Origin of the sequence: Spiribacter vilamensis (genome assembly GCF_004217415.1) — a bacterium.
Taxonomy (GTDB): Bacteria; Pseudomonadota; Gammaproteobacteria; order Nitrococcales; family Nitrococcaceae; genus Spiribacter; species Spiribacter vilamensis.
Genome location: NZ_SHLI01000001.1, coordinates 72,537 through 88,696 on the forward strand (window position 1 = coordinate 72,537; position 16,160 = coordinate 88,696).

16 protein-coding genes, 2 tRNA genes and 1 pseudogene are annotated in these 16,160 nt (G+C 63.5%); 15 read left to right on the top strand and 4 right to left on the bottom strand.

Annotated elements, in window-relative coordinates:
* The first annotated feature begins 44 nt into the window (after window positions 1–44).
* Both EV698_RS00415 and dksA read left to right on the top strand, forming a co-directional pair.
* Window positions 45–1,118, top strand: a complete 1,074-nt coding sequence (locus EV698_RS00415) for a 3-deoxy-7-phosphoheptulonate synthase (RefSeq protein WP_130502215.1) — start codon at window positions 45–47, stop codon at window positions 1,116–1,118.
* Between the two features lie 39 nt (window positions 1,119–1,157).
* Window positions 1,158–1,589 (top strand): RNA polymerase-binding protein DksA, encoded by a 432-nt coding sequence (dksA, locus tag EV698_RS00420; RefSeq protein WP_130502216.1) that lies wholly within the window; start codon window positions 1,158–1,160, stop codon window positions 1,587–1,589.
* Window positions 1,590–1,613: 24 nt separating this feature from the next.
* Here dksA and prfA read toward each other — a convergent pair whose 3' ends face one another.
* Complete coding sequence (gene prfA / locus EV698_RS00425) at window positions 1,614–2,702, bottom strand: peptide chain release factor 1 (RefSeq protein WP_130502217.1); 1,089 nt, start codon at window positions 2,700–2,702, stop codon at window positions 1,614–1,616.
* Entirely contained in the window at window positions 2,699–3,976 is a 1,278-nt protein-coding gene (gene hemA, locus EV698_RS00430; protein ID WP_130502218.1) for a glutamyl-tRNA reductase, read from the bottom strand. Before hemA ends, prfA begins: the two co-directional genes overlap by 4 nt.
* Window positions 3,977–4,048: 72 nt before the next feature.
* Here hemA and EV698_RS00435 point away from each other — a divergent pair, with 72 nt between their 5' ends.
* The 13 genes and pseudogenes from EV698_RS00435 (at window position 4,049) to EV698_RS00495 (ending at window position 14,057) form a co-directional block, all read left to right on the top strand.
* Window positions 4,049–5,539 carry a tetratricopeptide repeat protein gene (locus EV698_RS00435; RefSeq protein ID WP_130502219.1) on the top strand — a complete coding sequence of 497 codons (1,491 nt, stop codon included), beginning with the start codon at window positions 4,049–4,051 and terminating at the stop codon, window positions 5,537–5,539.
* Window positions 5,536–6,147 carry a lipoprotein insertase outer membrane protein LolB gene (gene lolB / locus EV698_RS00440; RefSeq protein ID WP_130502220.1) on the top strand — a complete coding sequence of 204 codons (612 nt, stop codon included), beginning with the start codon at window positions 5,536–5,538 and terminating at the stop codon, window positions 6,145–6,147. Before EV698_RS00435 ends, lolB begins: the two co-directional genes overlap by 4 nt.
* Window positions 6,148–6,152: 5 nt before the next feature.
* Window positions 6,153–7,013 carry a 4-(cytidine 5'-diphospho)-2-C-methyl-D-erythritol kinase gene (gene ispE, locus EV698_RS00445; RefSeq protein WP_420853044.1) on the top strand — a complete coding sequence of 287 codons (861 nt, stop codon included), beginning with the start codon at window positions 6,153–6,155 and terminating at the stop codon, window positions 7,011–7,013.
* Window positions 7,004–7,078: transfer RNA gene (locus EV698_RS00450), tRNA-Gln, on the top strand. Before ispE ends, EV698_RS00450 begins: the two co-directional genes overlap by 10 nt.
* A gap of 26 nt (window positions 7,079–7,104) precedes the next feature.
* Complete coding sequence (locus EV698_RS00455; protein ID WP_239016153.1) at window positions 7,105–8,058, top strand: ribose-phosphate diphosphokinase; 954 nt, start codon at window positions 7,105–7,107, stop codon at window positions 8,056–8,058.
* A gap of 47 nt (window positions 8,059–8,105) precedes the next feature.
* Window positions 8,106–8,777, top strand: a complete 672-nt coding sequence (locus tag EV698_RS00460; protein WP_130502222.1) for a 50S ribosomal protein L25/general stress protein Ctc — start codon at window positions 8,106–8,108, stop codon at window positions 8,775–8,777.
* A gap of 23 nt (window positions 8,778–8,800) precedes the next feature.
* The gene (gene pth / locus EV698_RS00465) at window positions 8,801–9,385 is read left to right on the top strand and encodes an aminoacyl-tRNA hydrolase (RefSeq protein WP_130502223.1); all 585 of its coding nucleotides are present in this window, start codon (window positions 8,801–8,803) and stop codon (window positions 9,383–9,385) included.
* A gap of 8 nt (window positions 9,386–9,393) precedes the next feature.
* Window positions 9,394–10,485: a redox-regulated ATPase YchF gene (gene ychF / locus EV698_RS00470; RefSeq protein WP_130502224.1), complete on the top strand. Its 1,092-nt coding sequence runs from the start codon at window positions 9,394–9,396 to the stop codon at window positions 10,483–10,485.
* 54 nt (window positions 10,486–10,539) lie between these two features.
* A tRNA-Met gene (locus EV698_RS00475) sits at window positions 10,540–10,616 on the top strand.
* 286 nt (window positions 10,617–10,902) lie between these two features.
* Window positions 10,903–11,559, top strand: a complete 657-nt coding sequence (locus tag EV698_RS00480; RefSeq protein ID WP_130502225.1) for a hypothetical protein — start codon at window positions 10,903–10,905, stop codon at window positions 11,557–11,559.
* A 3-nt stretch (window positions 11,560–11,562) separates the two neighbouring features.
* The gene (locus tag EV698_RS00485; RefSeq protein WP_130502226.1) at window positions 11,563–12,186 is read left to right on the top strand and encodes a hypothetical protein; all 624 of its coding nucleotides are present in this window, start codon (window positions 11,563–11,565) and stop codon (window positions 12,184–12,186) included.
* 53 nt (window positions 12,187–12,239) lie between these two features.
* Window positions 12,240–12,884 (top strand): annotated as a pseudogene (locus EV698_RS00490) (hypothetical protein); the annotation flags it as partial.
* Between the two features lie 168 nt (window positions 12,885–13,052).
* Complete coding sequence (locus EV698_RS00495) at window positions 13,053–14,057, top strand: D-alanine--D-alanine ligase family protein (RefSeq protein ID WP_130502228.1); 1,005 nt, start codon at window positions 13,053–13,055, stop codon at window positions 14,055–14,057.
* Window positions 14,058–14,075: 18 nt separating this feature from the next.
* Here the strand turns inward: EV698_RS00495 and EV698_RS00500 are convergent, their stop codons facing one another.
* Together EV698_RS00500 and EV698_RS00505 are read right to left on the bottom strand one after the other, a co-directional pair.
* The gene (locus EV698_RS00500; protein WP_207220465.1) at window positions 14,076–14,846 is read right to left on the bottom strand and encodes a gamma-glutamyl-gamma-aminobutyrate hydrolase family protein; all 771 of its coding nucleotides are present in this window, start codon (window positions 14,844–14,846) and stop codon (window positions 14,076–14,078) included.
* Between the two features lie 8 nt (window positions 14,847–14,854).
* The gene (locus EV698_RS00505) at window positions 14,855–16,156 is read right to left on the bottom strand and encodes an ArgE/DapE family deacylase (RefSeq protein WP_130502229.1); all 1,302 of its coding nucleotides are present in this window, start codon (window positions 16,154–16,156) and stop codon (window positions 14,855–14,857) included.
* Window positions 16,157–16,160: the final 4 nt, after the last annotated feature.

The window sequence follows — 16,160 nt, forward strand, 5'->3', positions numbered from 1 at the left end:
CATGCCGGGAGAGAGGAGCAACAGACATTGGGTGAAAAAACCTCATGAGCGAAACCAGTATCGATAACCTCAACGTCATCGCGCAGGATCCGCTGCCGACGCCGGCTGACCTGAAGGCGCGGCAGCCGCTCTCGGACAAGGCGATAGCCACCGTGAAGGCCGGCCGGCAGGCAGTGGAGGCCATTCTCGACGGCCGCGACCCGCGCCTACTGGTGGTGATCGGTCCCTGCTCGATCCACGATCTCGAGGCGGCCCGCGATTATGCGCGACGCCTCAAGGCACTGCACGATGAGCTCAGTGGCTCGCTTTTCATCGTGATGCGGGTCTATTTCGAGAAACCGCGGACTACCGTGGGCTGGAAGGGTTTGATCAACGACCCGTACATGGATGACAGCTTCGATATCGAAGAGGGACTGCGTCGGGCACGCGAGCTGCTGCTGTATATGGCCGAGCTTGGGCTGCCCGCCGGGACCGAGGCACTGGATCCGATTACCCCGCAGTACCTGGGGGACCTCATCAGCTGGACGGCCATCGGCGCACGCACCACCGAGTCGCAAACACATCGGGAGATGGCGAGCGGGCTGTCGACGGCGGTCGGCTTCAAGAACGGGACCGATGGCAGTCTCGATGTCGCGATCAACGCCATGCGCTCGGCGGCGAGCCGTCACAGCTTCCTGGGCATTACCCAGCATGATGGTCGCTCGGCGATCATCCGGACCGCCGGCAACCCCTACGGGCATGTGGTGTTGCGCGGCGGCGATCAGCCGAACTATGACTCGGTCAGCATTGCCCTCTGCGAGAAGGCGCTGGCCGATGAGGGGCTTTCGGCCCGCCTGATGATTGACTGCAGCCATGCCAATTCGAGCAAGGATCCGAGCCTGCAGCCGCTGGTGATGGATAATATCGTCAATCAGATTGTCGAAGGTAACCGATCGATTGTCGCGGCAATGATCGAAAGCTATATCGGTTGGGGAAAGCAAAAGCTTGGAGATGACCCCTCGGCGCTCGAGTACGGCGTTTCCATTACCGATGGTTGCATCGACTGGACAACGACCGAGGGCACGCTGCGCGAAGCCGCCGCTAAACTCTCTCAACCGCTTCAGGCGCGCATTGCCTGAGACACGATGAACAAGTGGCCGAGCCAAACGGAGGTGACTATGACCGACAATGCTTCCCTGCCCGTTCGAGGGATCGAGCCGTATCATCCCGCCGAGGATGAGGAGTACATGAACGAGGCCCAGCTGGCGCATTTTCAGTCGATACTCGGTGCCTGGAAAAACCAGCTCCTGGAAGAAGTGGAGCGAACCGTCAGCCACATGCGCGATGACGCACATCACTACGCGGATCCGGCTGACCGGGCCACGCAGGAAGAGGAATTCGCGCTCGAGCTTCGGACTCGGGACCGGGAGCGCAAGCTCATCCGCAAGATCGACAAGACGCTGGAGCGCATCTACAAGGATGATTACGGGTTCTGTGACGAGTGCGGCGTCGAAATCGGCATCCGCCGACTCGAGGCACGCCCCACGGCGACGCTCTGCGTCGATTGCAAGACTCTAGAGGAAATCCGCGAGAAGCAGCGGGTGGCCTGAGCGGTCAGCCGCTGCGCGAGGCGATCAGCTCTCGGCCGCCAGTGCCGCGAGCTGATCGGCCTGGTATTCATTGATCAATGGATCGATGATCTCCTCCAGATGGCCGGTCAGCACCGATTCGAGCTTGTAGACAGTGAGATTGATGCGGTGATCGGTTACCCGACCCTGGGGATAGTTATAGGTCCGAATTCGATCGGATCGATCACCGGTACCCACCAGCAGTCTCCGGGTTTCAGTGCGCTCCGCTGCGGCGGCATCGCGCTGCTGGTCCATCAGGCGTGCCTGTAGCAGTGACAGCGCCCGGGCCCGGTTCTTGTGCTGCGATCGCTCCTCCTGGCATTCCACCACGACTCCGCTCGGCGCATGCGTCATGCGTACCGCGGAATCGGTCTTGTTGACATGCTGACCACCCGCGCCCGACGCCCGGAACGTGTCGATGCGCAGATCCGCGGGATTGATCTCGATTTCATCGATCTCTGCCGCCTCGGGCAGGATAGCGACCGTGCAGGCCGAGGTGTGGATGCGGCCCTGGGACTCGGTGGCCGGAACGCGCTGAACGCGATGGGCGCCGGACTCGAACTTGAGTTTTGAGTAGACCCGCTCGCCGGCTACGCGGGCAATCACCTCACGGTACCCCCCCTGCTCGCCAAAGCTCTCGCTCAGGATCTCCGTTCTCCAGCCCTGATGCTCTGCATAGCGCAGATACATGCGCAGCAGGTCGCCCGCGAAGAGCGCCGCCTCGTCACCCCCGGTGCCGGCGCGGATCTCGATGAACGTATTGCGCGCATCATTGGGATCCTCCGGGATCATCAGCAGCGTCAGCGCCCTCTCGAGCTCGGCAATGCGATCCCGTGCATCACCGATTTCCTCCTCGGCCATGGCCCGCATGGCCTCGTCGGCGTCCGTGGCCAGTTCCTCGGCACTGGCGAGATCGGCCTCGGCAGATTCGAATGCGGTGAGTGTCTTCGCCAGCGGTTCGAGCCGGGCGTACTCCTGGGAAAGGCGGGTGAACTGACGGTTATCGCCGATGACCTCCGGATCGGCGAGCAGCTGCTCGATCTCCTCGTGGCGCTCCAGCAGGCTCTGGAGTTTGCGGCGCAGGTTGTCATTCATTGGTCGTCGTCGTCCCGGCTGTCGTCGAGGCCCAGCAGGCGATGACTCTGCCGGATAATCTCCGGATCGCCGCTGCGGGCAGCGTCGCGCAGCCCCATGGTGGGTAAGTGCAAAAGTTTACGGGTCAGGCGGTGCGCGAGCGCCTCCAGCACCTGCTCCGGTGGCTGGCCGGCGCTGATCTCGCGCCGCGCCTGTTCCAGGGCATAGTCACGCTGGTGCTCGCCATGCAGTCGATAGCGTCGGATCGCGCTGACCGCATCCAGCGTCCGGATCCAGTCCATGAACCGCTCGGCCTGCTCATCGACAAGCTTTTCCGCCTCTTCGGCGGCCGCGGCGCGGCTTCGCTGGTTGCGGTCGATGACATTGCGAAGATCGTCGACAGTGTACAGGTAGACGTCCTCGAGCCGGTCCACGCTGGCCTCGATGTCCCGCGGCACCGCGAGATCGACGATAAAGACCGGTTCGTGTCGACGCTTGCGAAGGCTCTTGCGGATCTGCTCGCGACTGACAACGGGTTCGTTGCTGGCTGTGCAGGAGATGATGATGTCGGCTTTCGGGAGGAACGCATCAATCCCGTCGAGCCCGATTGCGGTTCCGCCGCAGGTACTCGCCAGTGCCTCGGCCCGGTCGTGGCTCCGGTTGGCGATCACGAGCTCGCCCATGCCTTGTTCCCGGAAGTGCCGGGCCGTGAGCTCGATCATCTCGCCGGCCCCGATGAGCAGTGCGCGGCGACGGTCGAGCCGGTCGAATATCTGGCGTGCGAGGGTGACGGCGGCAAAGGCGACCGATACCGGATGGGTGCCGATCACCGTCTCCGTACGCACGCGCTTGGCGAGGGAGAAGGCATGCTGGAAGAGGCGGTCAAGGATCTGCCCGAGCAACCCCGCGTCTGCCGCCGAGCGATAAGCCAGTTTGGCCTGGCCGAGGATCTGCGGCTCGCCAAGGACGAGCGAGTCCAGCCCCGCCGCGACCCGCAGGAGATGGACGACCGCATCCCGGCCTTCGTAGACATAGAGATAGGGCTCGAGCCAGTCCGCGCTCAGGCCCTGCTGGTGAGCCAACCACCGATGCAGGATGGCCGGAGTTGCTTCGGGTGCCAGCACGGCATAGATCTCGGTTCGGTTGCAGGTCGACAGGACCGCGGCTTCACGCACACCGGGGCGCTGCGCAAGGGCGGACAGCGCACTGTCCAGCATTTCCGCCGGCAGGACCACCTGCTCCCTGACGGTGAGCGGTGCCGATTCGTGGTTGAGCCCCAGGGTGACGACAGGCATCGGGATCCGGTTGACTGGAATGTGGCAGATTGTAGGGCAGCAGTGCCTCAACACAAGTAGGATACGGGGTCGATGGAAAGGTTCGCGAATCGAAAGTTGCTCAGCGTACTGCTGGTGGTCTGCCTGATGGCGGCCTGCACCCGGCTGGAGCGCAATGCGTCCCCCGCGCCCGCCCCGACGGATCGGGCGCCAATGGCGATTGTGATGGCTGCGGAACTGGCGGTGGCGCGCGGTGATATTGCTCGGGCGAGCACGCTTTATGATCGCACTGCCGAGCGGCTGAGCGATGTCGAAGTTATCGCGCGCGGCGCGCGCCTGGCGCTCCGCGCCGGCGACATGGCGGCAGCAAGCCGTCTCGGCGGGCGCTGGGTGGCGCTGGCGCCGGACAGTGGTGAGGCAAGGCGTCTGCAGGGGCTGGTCAGCCTGCGCCGTGGCAACACCGAGCGGGCCATCGATCGGTTCCTGGAAGGGCTGCCGACGGATCCCGGAGATCGTGATGCCGTCATCGATCGGCTGGGCCAGCGCCTGCGCGACAGTGCATTGCCCCCGGAGGCCCTCGACGTCATGCGGGCGGTCGCGGCGTCGGCGCCGCAGTCGGAAGGGGCGCAACTGGCTCTGGCGCGACTGGCAATCCATCGCGACCAGCCTGCGGTGGCCCTGGAGGTGGTGGCATCCGTCCTCGCCAGCCGCCCGGAATCGCGTAACGCCCGACTGATTCGCGCCGATGCACTGCTGGAACTGGATCGCATCGACGAGGCACTGGCCGTCTTCCGCGCACTGCTCGCCGAGTCACCGGACAACGAGGCCCTGGGATTCGAGTACGCGCGTGCACTGATGGCGGGTAATCGCGATTCCCAGGCACTCGAGCAGTTTCGATCGCTGGTCGAGGCCGGGACGACGCGGCTGCAGCTCCTCAATGCCGCCGTGGTCGTGGCGCTCAGAAGCGGCGATGATGACCTTGCGCTGACGGCTCTGCAGCGCTTGCGCGCCACCAACGCTCCGCTTGGTCGCCGCAGTCTGCTGCTCGAGGGTCGGCTGCTGCGTCGTCTCGATCGGCTGGAAGAGAGCCTCGACGTGTTCGACCTCGCGCTCCAGCCGCGGCCGGATGACGCGGAGTTACGCTACGCCCGGGCGATGACCCGATTTGCGGCGGGTGATCTCGAGGGTGGCGAGGCGGATCTGCGCCATGTCCTTCGCGACAACCCTGACAACCCCGAGGCGCTCAATGCGCTGGGCTACGTTCTCGTGGATCAGACCGACCGGATCCGCGAAGGGGCGAAGCTGATCGAGCGGGCCTACGAGATCCGCCCGGATGCACCGGCGATCGTCGACAGCATGGGGTGGGCCGCCTTCCGGCAGGGCCGGCTCGAGGAGGCGCTGGGGTTTCTGGAGCGCGCTCATGAACGGACCAACGGCGACCCGGAGATCGCCGCGCACCTGGGCGAGGTGCTCTGGGTGCTGGATCGGCGTGACGAGGCACGCACGGTCTGGCGGGATGCGCAGCAGGCCTTTGACGGCGATCATCCAGTACTGGAGGAAACGATGGAGCGGCTGGATCAATGAAGGAGCGGTGTCTATTCCGTGCCTCGGTACCGATTCTGCTGTGCGTGCTGCTGACCGCCTGTGCGGTTCGCTCACCGCAACCCGATTCGACCGATGCCGGCGTGGCGCTGGCGACCTGGGAGCCCTCGCCGGTCCCGGCCGCCTGGCGGCTGAACGGGCGGACCTCGCTGCGGCTCGGCGACGAGGGCGCCACCGCTACCGTCAGTTGGGATCAGTCCGGGAGAGAGTATCGTATCGACCTGCGTGGTGCCCTCGGGGCCGGTAGCCTGCGTATCACCGGCGATGGCGACGTGGTTCGGCTGACTACCTCTGATGGCGAGCGCTACACCGCGGAGAGCCCGCGCGAGCTCGTCCGGGCGGTGACCGGTTACGACCTGCCGGTCAGCTTCCTGCGCTACTGGGTGACCGGGCGTCCGGTGCCCTGGCTGGATGGCCGGGTCATTCCGGATCCGCAAGGGCGCCCGAGCGTCATCCACCAGGATGGCTGGCGTGTGACCTATGAGACCTTCCGGGCGGTCGGCGACTACCACCTTCCCGAGCGGGTCGCCGTCGTCCGCGGTGACATGTCGGTGCGCATCGCCATTGGCGAGTGGGAGTCACGCGAGTGAATGACGTGTCGCGTGACTGGCCGGCACCGGCGAAGATCAATCGCTTCCTGCACATCACCGGTCGGCGGGCGGATGGCTACCACACGCTGCAGACGCTCTTTCAGTTCATCGAACCGCTGGACTGGCTTGATTTTACGGTGACCGGAGACGGTGCAATCGTTCGCGACGGCGGGTTGGCGGGCCTGGCACCGTCCGCTGATCTGGCCGTGCGAGCGGCCACGGCATTGCAACGCCGGGCGTGCGTAACCGCCGGTGTGCGTATCCACATCCGCAAGGGCATTCCCGCCGGTGGCGGTCTGGGGGGCGGTTCATCGGATGCCGCAACAACGCTCGTGGCGCTGAATGCGCTCTGGGGATGCGGCCTTGCCCCGGCAGCGCTCGAGCAGCTGGGTCTTGAACTGGGCGCCGACGTGCCGGTGTTCGTGCGCGGGCAGGCGGTCTGGGCGGAGGGTATCGGCGAGCAGCTGACCCCGATGGATGCTGACCGACCCTGGCTGGTGGTCCTCGATCCCGGCGTCAACGTGAATACGGGCAGCGTATTCAACGATCCCAAATTGACACGCCATACTGAGCGTATAACAATACCGCGCTTTAACGCGTTGGATTCGCGAAATGATTGCGAGCGGGTCGTCCGTCGGCTCCATCCGCGAATCGCTACAGCAATCGACGCGCTCTCGGAGTTCGGGCCGACACGGCTGACCGGCACCGGCGGATGCATATTCGCCTGGTTCGACGATCGACCATCCGCGGACCGGGCAAAGGCGGGCATCGACGCGCATGGCAGGGCCTGGGTTACCCGGGCCGCTAACCGGTCTCCCTTGCCCGGCCGCCTCGAGGCCCGGCAATCTTCGACAAATGGGGCGTAGCCAAGCGGTAAGGCACGGGGTTTTGATCCCCGGATGCGCAGGTTCGAATCCTGCCGCCCCAGCCATACATCAGCAGCAGGGTGCAGTTGCCATGGAAAACGGAAGCATGATGGTGTTCGCGGGGAATGCCAATCCGCAACTCGCTCGATCCGTGGCGTCCCACCTCAAGACCCGGCTTGGCGATGCCATCGTCACCAGTTTCAGTGACGGTGAGGTCCAGGTCGAGATCAACGAACACGTCCGTGGTCACGACGTTTTCATCATCCAGCCCACCTGCGCGCCCACCAACGATAACCTCATGGAGTTGCTGGTGATCGCCGACGCCCTCCGACGGTCGTCCGCGGCGCGTATCACGGCGGTCATACCGTATTACGGCTATGCGCGGCAGGATCGTCGCCAGCGATCGCAGCGGGTGCCGATTACCGCGAAGCTCGCCGCCGACATGATCACCACCTCCGGCATTAACCGCGTTGTCACCGTCGACCTGCACGCCGACCAGATCCAGGGCTTTTTCAATATCCCCGTTGACAATGTCTACGCCTCGCCGGTCCTGCTCGGCGATATCTGGCGACAGACCCATGCCGACAAGATCGTCGTCTCGCCGGACGTTGGTGGCGTACTGCGGGCCCGGGCGGTGGCGAGGCGACTCGATAACGCCGATCTGGCAATCATCGACAAGCGCCGGCCGCGGGCCAATGAGCTCGAGGTGATGAACATCATCGGCGACGTCGAGGACAAGACCTGCATCATCGTCGATGACATCATCGACACCGCCGGCACCCTCTGCCAGGCGGCCTCGGCGCTCAAAGAGCGCGGCGCCGGCAAGGTGGTTGCCTATATTACCCACCCGGTGCTCTCGGGGCCGGCGATCGAGCGCATCGAGAACAGCTACCTGGACGAACTGGTGGTCACCGACAGCATCCCGCTGTCCGCGGCCGCCGACGCCAGCGACCGGATTCGTCAGCTTTCGCTGGCGGAAATGCTCGCCGAAACCATGCGGCGGGTGAATAACGATGAATCGGTCAGCGAGCTTTTCGTCGACTGATTGTCCCAACTGCCCCTGGTCGCGGGGGCCACGATGGAGAAAAACGAATGAGTGTTGAACTGAAACTGGATGCCGCCGTACGCGACGACCAGGGGAAAGGTGCGAGCCGCCGCCTGCGTCGTGCAAAACGGGTGCCCGGTATCCTCTACGGCGCGGACAAGAAACCCGTCTCGCTGTCCTTCGACGAAGAGCAGATCCTGCGTCTGCTGCGCGAAGAGGCCTTTTTCTCCCAGATCCTGGATGTGAAGGTGAAGGGTAAGCGCACGGAGAAGGCCATTCTCAAGGACCTCCAGCGTCATCCGTTCAAGCCGCTGGTCACCCACCTCGATCTGCTGCGAATCAAGGCCGGGGAGAAGATGCGCCAGCAGGTGCCGATCCATCTGCTCAACCAGGAGGAAGCGGTCGGCGTGAAGCAGGGCCACGGGGTTATTCACCACGATCTGATCGAGATCGACGTCGAGTGCATGCCCGACGACCTGCCCACCGCCATCGAGCTGGATGTTATCGAGCTCGACGTCGGTGACTCAGTCCATCTGTCGCAGATCGAGGCGCCGGCGGGGGTGAGCTTTCCCGGGCTGGATGTCGAGAATGATCATGACCCGGTGCTCGTCAGCATCCATATGCCGCGCAAGGCGGTCGAGGAGGGCGACGAAGACGCCGAGGAGTCTGATGATGGTGCCGACACCGGCGAGTCGGGTGACACCGACGAGCAGGGCTGAGTCCCGCCGCCGAGGGTCGCGGTATGACCGCAACACCTATCCGTCTGATCGCCGGGCTCGGTAACCCCGGCCCGAAGTACGCAGGAACCCGGCATAACGCCGGGTTCTGGCTTGTAGAGCGGGTGGCCGACCGGCTCGGCGTGGATCTGCGCAGCGAGCGCAAATTCCATGGCGCGACCGGGCGTTACCGTGCCGACGGGGCCGATCTGCATCTGCTCTGCCCGGATACGTTCATGAATCACAGCGGTCGGGCGGTAGCGGCACTGGCGCGGTTTCACCGAATCGATCCCGAGGCGGTGCTGATTGTCCATGACGAAATCGATCTGCCGGCCGGCGTGGTCCGGCTCAAGCGGGGCGGTGGTCATGGCGGGCATAACGGGTTGCGAGACATTGTTGGCGCGCTCGGTAGCCGCGAGTTCGCCCGCCTCCGCGTCGGCGTAGGGCATCCGGGGAACAGCGACCAGGTGATCCCCTACGTTCTCCATGCGCCGTCCAGGGACGAGCGCTTGGCGATCGATTCGGCGGTCGACGCCGGGGCGGCACAGGTACCCGAGCTGGCCATCGGCCATTGGGACACGGCGCAACAACAGCTACATACGCGAGGCTAGAAGCTTTTATGGGCTTTAAATGCGGCATCGTGGGCCTGCCCAACGTTGGCAAGTCGACGTTATTCAATGCCCTGACACAGAATGGTATCCCGGCGGAGAATTACCCGTTCTGCACCATCGATCCGAACGTCGGCATTGTCCCGGTTCCCGATCCGCGTTTGGATCGGCTGGCCGCGCTCGTCAAGCCGAAAAGCGTTGTCCCTACGACGATGGAGTTCGTCGACATCGCCGGGCTCGTCGCCGGGGCCTCCCGGGGCGAGGGACTGGGCAACCAGTTTCTCGCCAACATTCGCGAGACCGATGCTATCGCGCACGTGGTGCGCTGCTTCGAGAGCGAGGATGTCCACCACGTCGAAGGGCGGGTCGATCCGGTTGCCGATATCGAGACCATTAACACCGAATTGTTGCTGGCGGATATGGAAACCGTGGACAAGGCGCTGGACCGGTATGGTCGGCGGGCGAAGTCGGGCGACAAGACGGCGATCGCCATGCGCGATGCCCTGCAGGCCATGGCGACCGGACTCGATGCCGGTCAGCCGATCCGGGCGCAGGAACTGGACGACAGCGGTCGGGAGGTACTGCGGGAACTGCACCTGCTGACCGCCAAGCCGGTTCTCTACGTCGCGAACGTCAATGAAGAGGGGCTGAGTGGCAATGCGGCACTCACCGACCTCGAGCAGCTCGCGGAACGGGAGAACGCCCGGGTCGTTCCGGTGTGCGCGGCGATCGAGGCGGAGCTCTCGCAGCTGGATGCCGAGGAGCGCAGCGAGATGCTGGCCGCCTACGGTCTCGAAGAACCGGGGCTCAACCGGGTGATCCGGGCCGGGTATTCGTTACTCGCCCTGCAGACGTTCTTCACGGCAGGTCCGAAGGAAGTGCGGGCCTGGACGGTGCCCGAGGGTGCCACGGCGCCGGAGGCGGCGAGCCGGATCCATAGTGATATCCAGCGGGGTTTCATCCGCGCCGAGGTCATCGCGGTGGATGAATATCTTCAGGCCGGGAGCGAGCATGCTGCCAAGGAAGCCGGCCGGATGCGGCTCGAGGGCAAGGAGTACATCATGCGTGAGGGAGATGTCTGCCATTTCCGCTTCAACGTGTGACGGCAATGGTTTGACACGGCTCGCCCGGCACTGGATACTTCCGCTTCTCAATCAGGCTACGTAGCTCAGCTGGTTAGAGCACATCACTCATAATGATGGGGTCGGTGGTTCGAATCCACCCGTAGCCACCATATAATCAAGGGGTTACAGCAATACCCCTTGGCCGTTTTGGGCATTGTGCCCACGTCGTGCCCACGGCATACCTCCTTTGTGTTCAGACATGCGTTCCATTCAGCTTGCCGCTCTATTGGCAGGTTCACGGTTATCCACTCGTCTTCGTGGTTGACCCTCATTCCCTCCAGCACGGTTACCAAGTCTCGCTATCTTCCGCTGAGCACATGTTCTTGACAATTAAATACTGCTTCACTAATGCTGTCCCTTGTCCTGGGACCAAGGACAGCGTAATAAGGCGAGCAGATGAAAAATCAAGATATTGGCTTGCTCTTGAAGCTAATCGCACTGGGGCGCAGGGAAAACAACCTCTCCAACAGCCATGCTAGTAGGGGGGCCATGGCCCTTCCTGATGACTGGCGAGACTGGGTGCTGGATGACGCCGAGCGCGACCTGGCCTGGGAACACTATTGGACTGGGCCTGATGATGACCATCTGCTCGCCCGCTATAGTGTAAGAGCCTTGGCAGAAGCGACCGGGATCAGCAAGAGCCAGGTGAGCCTGGCCCTGCAGCGATGTCTGGAGGTGGGCCTGGTTCGCAAGGATCGCAAGACCGGCGTACCGCGGGCGAATGCCCGCGCCCTGTTCAACTTCATCGTGCACGGATTACGCTATGTGTTCCCGGCCAAGCCTGGCGAGATCACTCGTGGCATTGCTACGACCTTCGCCGCACCGGTTCTGGAGGGTCAGCTGTATAGCTCGGGCGAGTTGCCAATGGTGTGGCCGGACGCCCGGGGCAACAACAAAGGTCAGGCCATCGAGCCGCTTTTCAAAAGTGTGCCCTTTGCGGTGCGTCGCGACCCCGAGCTGTACGCCATGTTGGCCCTGGTTGATGCCATTCGACTCGGTCATCCCCGTGAGAGCAAGGTTGCTGCCGAACGGCTGGCAAAGTATCTGGATTAAACGATGAGCCTATTCGACGATCAGCGGGCCATGCTGCATCAGGTGGCCGAGGCACTCGGAGAAGAATTACGCGACCAAGCCGCCTTCGTCGGGGGCTGCACGACCGGGCTGCTGCTGACCGATGCGTTCACCCGTGAGCAGGTGCGCAGCACCGATGACGTGGATTTGATCATCAGCGTCATGAGCTATATTGATCTGCAACGCTTCAAGCAAGCGCTAAAGGCGAGGGGGTTCAAGGAGCCTTCGTCGATGGACGAGGACATGGCTACCTGCTCCATGAAGCTGGGTGAGCTGCGAGTCGACCTGATGCCGGACCGTGATGAGGTGCTGGGCTTAAGCAATCACTGGTATCCCCGGGCAATGAAAACGGCAGAGCCCGTTTCGCTGGGCGGTGATCTCAGCATTCGAGTGGTCACACCCCCGCTGTTTGTTGCGACCAAGATAGAGGCCTACAAGGGTCGCGGAGCAGGTGATCCTTTGTCGAGCCATGACATTGAGGACACTGAGCTCGGCGAGCTCCTCAACAATGATGATTTCGCGTATGCCGTACAGAGCCAGGCCGGTGACGCCGACCGGGAGGCATTGCTCTTCGAGCGCCTGGAGATTCTGGCCGGAGAGAAAGGCTGATGAGGACCAGCTGGTTCAGTCGGTAAGGCAACGAGCGCGTCCGCAATAACGATGCAGCCGCAGTAGGCCAGCAAGATCAACGCCTCCTGGCGGTGTTGGTTGATGGCGCAGAGACAGGCTCTCGGGGCGCTGAGCTAGCTCGGCACTGGGCCGATATCGCGCTACAAGTGCTGGCCGAGACTTCTGCTCGTTCACCGGCGGAAGTTTATTCTCGCCTCAAACAAGAGCAGGCCCAGCTCCGGCACGGTTTCCTACGCGATATCGGCAGCTACTGCATGGTCGCCCTCGACCTGGATACGCTTGCGATCCAAGTTTGGCACTGCGGCGACTGCCGGGTAGGCCTACGCCACCAGACTGAGACGCAATGGCTGAACACGCCGCATATTCTGGCGAGGCAGCCCCGTCTACTGGCACCTCGTTCAAGCGAAGAGAAGGACCGGCACGAGCAGCAGCTGACACGGTGTCTGAACGCCAGGCGTTTCAGAGCCCCCGAATACCAGGTTTTCTCGCTCCGGCAGGGCGAAGCGCTGCTTCTCGGCACTGATGGCTACTGGCAAGAATACTTTGAAGCAGGTACGCCACGGCACTGCCTGCGGGACGATGCCAGCCTGCTTACTTTGGCAGTCGGGTCCGGACCGCTTGATCAGATCGATCAAGCATCGGATGCCGACAATCTCAGACACTCTTTACACGCATAATCTCGGCGCCACGATCCGGAGCCGACAGCTATGCCGACTGGGTCTCTGACGGTAACGGGTCTACGGTTCTGGGCAATGACCATTGGGTAAATGCCAATGCCGCTCCTCCAGGGCATTAACCCTGTAGACTCTGGTTCATAACCAGAAAAACGCTCGGGGAGGGCGGCAATGTTCGACGTAACGGTGCTACTTGGCGATCCGCGTCTGCATTATGGATACAACCTGAGCAACCGGTTCGAGCAGCAGGATCATGATGCTGTCCGCATCATGCAGGATGCGTTGGAGACGCTTGAGGGGTATCGCTTTCGCTTCCTGGATGACCATGACGATCTCTGGCGCACCCTGACGGAAGGGCCACCGTCCCTGGTCCTCAATTTCTGTAACACCGGCTATCGCAACAACCCGGCGCGCCAGCATCACATCTCGGCGCTGCTCGAAATGCTGGAGTTGCCCTACGCCGGCGCCGGTCCCGAGAGCATCGTCCTTTGTCATCACAAGTTTCTCGTCTACGCACTGGCCGAGGATCTGGGAATCCCCGTGCCGCGCCAGGTGCTCGCCCGGACCGGTGATCCCGCGGCGTGTGAAAGGGCGTCCTATCCCGCCTTCATTAAACCCAACGGGGGTGACGGGAGCTCCGGTGTCGACAGCGGTTCCGTGGTGAATGACGTAGCGGAGGCGAAACGCCGTCTGGTTGACCTCGACGCGATCGAGCCTGGTCAGGAAGTGCTTATCCAGGAGTATCTCCCCGGTCCGGAATACACCGTTGGAGTGATCGGCAACCCCGCCACGGGTTATACCGTATTGCCGCCGCTGGAGATCGACTTCTCCGCGCTGGACGACGATTTGCCGCCCATCATGACGTATGGCTCGAAGGTCGATGCGGACTCGCCCTACTGGCGTAAAGTGGCGTTCATGCCGGCTCGTTCGGAGGACGTATGTCGCAAGATGACAGGCTACGCCGGCTTGCTCTTCGAGCGCGTGGGCTGTCGCGATTACGCTCGAATGGATTTCCGCACGGGCTCCGATGGCAAGGTGCGGCTCATGGACCTGAATGCCCATCCCATGTGGGGCGAGGGCGGCATGCTTCCGACCATGGCCGGGTATCGCGGCCAGAGCTATCCCCGGTTCCTTGAATCGATACTCACTGCCGCCAGGGCACGGCTGAATCTTTAACGGGCGCGGAACCCCGGTTCACTCGCTGCCCGAGCAGTGCCGACGTTCCGCTGCCCGCTGCTGACAGGCCTTCGCGAACGCCTCGAACAATGCGACGGAGTGCGGGTTCTCCTCCGCTCGCCACTCGGGGTGCCACTGCACGCTCACCGCGAACCCGGGGGCATCGGCCACATGGGTGGCCTCGATCAGCCCATCATCGGCCCAGGCGTCCGCCACCAGCAAAGATGCTAGACGATCAATCCCCTGCCAGTGCAACGAGTTGACCTCCATGTCTTCGCGCTCCAGTAGTGTCGCCAGGAATCCTTCCGGCGCCAGATGCACGGTGTGTACGGGCTCGTAGCGTTCCTTTTTGGGGAGAGCGGTGTCTTCGCGATGGTCGCGTTTGTCGCCCAGCTCGTGGACAAACTGATGGAGCGTTCCCCCGAGCGCGACGTTCAGCTCCTGATGACCGCGGCAGATCGCCAGGACGGGGACGCCTTTCTCCACCGCCGCACGCAGCAATGGCAGCGTGGTGGCATCACGGGCCGGATCGAGGCCGTCGGGCGTCTGCCGTGCGGCATTGCCACCGTAGTGTCGGGGATGCACTCCGCTATCACTGCCCGTGGCGAGGATGCCGTCGAGTCGCTCCAGCAGCGAGGGAATATCCAGCGCCTCCCCGAGCGAGGGAACAAGGACGGGTACGCAGTCGGCGGCAACCGCGATCGATCGGATGTACTTGTCGCCCACGCACTGGCTGTCAACGCCGTTGACGATCTCCGAGCATGCCGTAATGCCAACAATCGGGCGCATCAGGCCTCCTACTCCGCCGTCTCTTCGACGGTCAGCTTCAGATCGTCGGGGTCCATCTCCAGCAGCCTCTCGGTCATCTTTACCAGGGTGCGTGCGACCTTGTAAGTGGTCTCCAGAGAGACGGATTCGTTCGGCGCGTGGGCCAGTCCGATGTCGCCGGGTCCGTAAATCACCGTCGGCACGTGAGCGTGGCGAACCCAGCCGGACATGTCGCAGCCATAGGGGGCGGCTGAAATGGTTGGACTCTTGTGGAACACTTCCTCTGCCGACTCGCTCAGGGCTCCCACCAGGGGGTGATCGCGGCGTGTCTCCGCTGAGCCGAATCCCGAGGCCAGGCGCGTAATACGGGGCGGGTTGTCCCGCAGCCACGGATCGTCCCGGGTGTGCTCGAAGATGGCGGAGCGGAAGCGCTCCTCGGCCTGATCAATGGTCTCGTGCAGGGCAACCCCCACCCGCACCTGCGCCTCGAGCTGGTCCATGACGCTGGAGGACCACATCCCGCCCTTGATGGTGCCGACGTTCGTGGCATAGGGGAGCGGATGGACTCTCATCAGCGGATGTTGCTCGCGCTCGTTGAGGGCCTTTTCGTCTTCGCGCATGGCCTTGTAGAGGGTGATGAAGTGATCCAGGGCGCTCTCCCCCTGGAGCCGTTTGCTGGCATGGGCCGAGCGCCCGGAGACATTCACCTTCAGGGACATGGCCCCGGCGTGGGCGATCACCAGATCGGGCACACCGCTCGGTCCGGTGGTGGGCTCCGGGATCACGCAGGCGTCGGCGTTCCAGCCGCCACGGATGGCGGCCAGGGTGCCCAGGCCACTGTCTTCCTCGGCGGGCACGGCGGCGAAGATGATGCGCCCGGGGAATGATCGACCGCTCTCGGCGAAGGCCTCGAAGGCGGCCATGGCGGCGACGATCCCCGATTTCATGTCCGAGGCGCCGCAACCGAACACCCGATCACCCCGGGTCATCCCGGAGAAGGGCTCGTGATCCCAGCGTGAATAGTCGCCGGGAGGAACCACGTCCACGTGGCCGGTGAGCAGGACCGTGGGACCGGACTGTTCGCCGCGCAGCACTCCGACCACTACTGGCGCCCAGGCGCGGTCCACCTCGTGGCCGGGATAGCGGGGATCGCGCTGCAGGGCGGCGATGCCGTCGTTCCAGTAATCGATCTCGGCGTCGAACTGCTGCAGCCAGTCGGCGATGTAGGAGACGATTGCATTCTCCTCGCCGGTCACCGAAGGAATGCGGATCAGGGACACCAGGCGCTCGCGGATGCGATCGATATCGACAAAGGATGTCCGACGGACCATGGCG